The organism is Roseateles sp. P5_B10 (assembly GCF_056400485.1).
Genome location: NZ_JBFULE010000955.1, coordinates 1 through 1,829 on the forward strand (window position 1 = coordinate 1; position 1,829 = coordinate 1,829).

At 68.2% G+C, this 1,829-nt stretch carries 3 protein-coding genes and 1 pseudogene; all 4 read right to left on the minus strand.

Annotated features, from left to right (window positions below; genetic code table 11):
* On the minus strand, positions 1-576 hold a 576-nt coding region (locus AC1DU6_RS29685), incomplete at its 3' end, for a HAMP domain-containing protein (RefSeq protein WP_477861601.1).
* Positions 573-1,280, minus strand: a complete 708-nt coding sequence (locus tag AC1DU6_RS29690) for a response regulator transcription factor (RefSeq protein WP_457323154.1) — start codon at positions 1,278-1,280, stop codon at positions 573-575. The genes AC1DU6_RS29690 and AC1DU6_RS29685, both read right to left, overlap by 4 nt.
* 7 nt (positions 1,281-1,287) lie before the next feature.
* On the minus strand, positions 1,288-1,575 hold the full coding sequence (locus AC1DU6_RS29695) for a 4Fe-4S binding protein (protein WP_457323155.1): 288 nt from the start codon (positions 1,573-1,575) through the stop codon (positions 1,288-1,290).
* Positions 1,575-1,829, minus strand: a pseudogene (locus AC1DU6_RS29700) (Spy/CpxP family protein refolding chaperone); the annotation flags it as partial. The pseudogene AC1DU6_RS29700 and the gene AC1DU6_RS29695, both read right to left, overlap by 1 nt.

Genomic DNA, 1,829 nt, shown 5'->3' on the forward strand with positions numbered 1-1,829 from the left:
CAGCAGCGCGTCGCGTGACTCGCCCTCGCCCACCATCTCGGCGTGCAGGCGCGCGCGCGTCAGCGGGCTGCGCAGCTCGTGGCTCATGGCCAGCAGCAAGGCGCGCTTGCCGTCCAGCATGGCCTGGATGTCGGCGGCCATCTGGTTGAAACGCAGTGCCAGGTCACCGATCTCGTCGCTGTGGATCACGGGCACACGGTGCGAGAACTCACCGCGACGGAAGGCCTCGGCGCCGATGGCCAGCGCATGCAGCGGCCAGACCATGTGGCGGATCATGCCGAAGGCCAGGCCCGTAACCACGAATAGCGCCGGCACGGCCCAAAGCAGGCTGTAGGCGCTGCCCATCGACATCCACAGAATGGTGCTGCTGATGCAGGCTAGCAGGATGAAGATGGCGATCAGCCGCGCACCGAGCGAATGCTTGAAGCGCTTGTGCTGGTGATGCCAGCGCTGGTGCCAGCGATGGCGCACACGCCAGCGGTATTCCCAGTCGCGGTTCATGCGCCGGGCGCGCTTGGCCCGCTTGCGTTCCCAGCGCTCGCGCCAGCGGTGGTCGTAGGCGTGCGGCTTCATCATTTGCTGGGCAATGCGAAGCAATAGCCGGCGTTGCGCAGGGTCTTCAGGGCCACCAGCGGCTCAAGCTTGCGGCGCAGGCGGCTCACCAGGATGTCGACGGCCCGGGTGAACAGCTCGGCTTCCTGGCCACGCAGCCGGTTCAGGATGTCGTCGCGCGAGAAGACCTTGCCCGGCTCGCGGGCCAGCATCACGAGCAGTTCGTATTCGGTGCCGGTCAGCTCGACCAAGCCACTCGCGCAAAGCACCTCGCGGCGCGTGGTGTCGATCTCGAGGCCCTCGAAGCACAGCTTGGCGGAAGACTGAACCACGCTCGGGGCAGCCGCCGATACAAAGCGCGTGCGGCGCAGGATGGTCTGCAGCCGTGCCGCCAGTTCGCGGGGCTCGAAGGGCTTGGGCAGGTAGTCGTCGGCGCCCAGCTCCAGCCCGACGACCCGGTCGGTCAGATCGCCGCGCGCGGTCAGCATCAGCACCGGCATGTCGCGCCAGGCCTCGCTGCTGGCGCGCAGCTGCTTGCAGAACTCGAAGCCGTCCATCTCGGGCAGCATGCCGTCGAGGATCAACGCGTCGAAGCGCTCGGCCGCCAGCCGCGTCAGCGCGATGCTGGGCCGCGTGACAGCCTCAAGCTGGAGGTCGAAGCGGGCAAGGTATTGCGTCAGCGGCCCGGCCAGGGCCTCATCGTCGTCAATCAGCAGCAGTCTGTGCATGTCGCGATTATTCGGCCCGCACCAGGGTGATGGCTCGCTCGGGACAGGCGCTGACGCAATGGCCGCAGGCTTCGCAGGCGGCGGCATTGGGCGTGAAGGCCTGCTCCCAACCGTGGGCCATGCCCCGGAGCTTGCCGAACAGGCTCAGGGACTGGCGCTGCTCGGGTGCCAGCTTGCCCAAGGTGAACACGTTGAAGGGACAGACGGCGACGCATTCGCCCTTGCCCTCGCAGCGGTTGCGGTCGATGTGCGGCACAAAGCGGCCGCGGGGCTGCTTGCCGCAGTGGACATCCATCACGCCGCGTCTCGCCGCTCATGCCGGCCGAAGCGTCGCATCATGAAGCGCAGCACCTGGCGCTGCTCCGTGTCCAGCGAATCGAAGAAGTCGGCAAAGGCCGTGACAAGGCCGGGGCCGGCGGCGCGCAGCGCATCCAGCTTGGCGTCCAGCAGTTGCTGCGCCGGCTCGCGGGCGAATTGCTCACCGGCGAACAGGCCCGCCACCTCGGGGCCGCGGGCCAGGCCCCTCATCGTGTCACGCTGGTGCTGGAG